The 833-nt window shown below is 75.9% G+C and carries 1 protein-coding gene and 1 pseudogene; both read left to right on the forward strand.

Annotated features, from left to right (window positions below; all coding sequences use genetic code 11):
- Window positions 1–458, forward strand: a pseudogene (locus FE811_RS27020) (hypothetical protein); the annotation flags it as partial.
- On the forward strand, window positions 458–833 hold a 376-nt coding region (locus FE811_RS27025; protein WP_181180999.1), incomplete at its 3' end, for a BatA domain-containing protein. The pseudogene FE811_RS27020 and the gene FE811_RS27025, both read left to right, overlap by 1 nt.

Raw genomic sequence — 833 nt, forward strand, 5'->3', positions numbered from 1 at the left:
CGCGCCCCGGCCGCCTGCAGGCCGAGCGCATGGCCGAGGCGCTGGTCGCGCGCGCGCCCCTGCCGGGCGACGAGGACGCCCCCCCGGCCGAGGCCCTGCGTCCCGGCCAGCGCGTCATCCTGTTCGACGATTTCCTGGGCGATCCGCAGCCGGTGCTGGACTATCTGGCCCGTGCCGCCGGCCTGGGCGTGCAGGGCGCGCTGATGCAGGTGCTGGACCCGGACGAAGAGGGCTTTCCCTGGCGGGGGGCGGTGCTGTTCCGCTCAGCCTCGGGGGCCTTGCGCCACGACACGCGCGACGCGGCCGGGCTGCGCGCGGCCTATCTGGCGCGGCTGGCCGAGCGCCGGGCGCAACTGACGGGCGCCGCGCGCATGGCGGGCTGGCATTTCGGCACGCATGACACCGGGGCGGCGCCGTCGCAGGCGCTGCTGTGGCTCTGGTCGGTGCTGGAGGGCTGATGCTGCTGATCGGTCCCATCGGCTTCCTGACGCCCTGGATCCTGGCGGCGCTGGCGGCGCTGCCGGTGCTGTGGCTGATCCTGCGCGCCATGCCGCCTTCGCCGAAGCTGGTGCGCTTTCCCGGCACGCGGCTGCTGCTGGGGCTCAAGGATCCGCATCCGGTGGCGCGGCACACGCCCTGGTGGCTGCTTCTGCTGCGGGTGCTGGCGATCGCGGCCCTGATCCTGGGCTTTGCCGGCCCGGTGTGGAAGCCCTCGCCGGATCAGGCCGGGCAGGGGCCCTTGCTGGTGGTGATGGATGCCGGCTGGGCGGCGGCGCCAGACTGGCCGCAGCGCCAGGCCCGCGCCCTGCGCGCGCTGGACCGCGCGGCGGCGG

The sequence above is a fragment of the Paracoccus sp. FO-3 genome, from assembly GCF_006386455.1.
GTDB lineage: Bacteria > Pseudomonadota > Alphaproteobacteria > Rhodobacterales > Rhodobacteraceae > Paracoccus > Paracoccus versutus.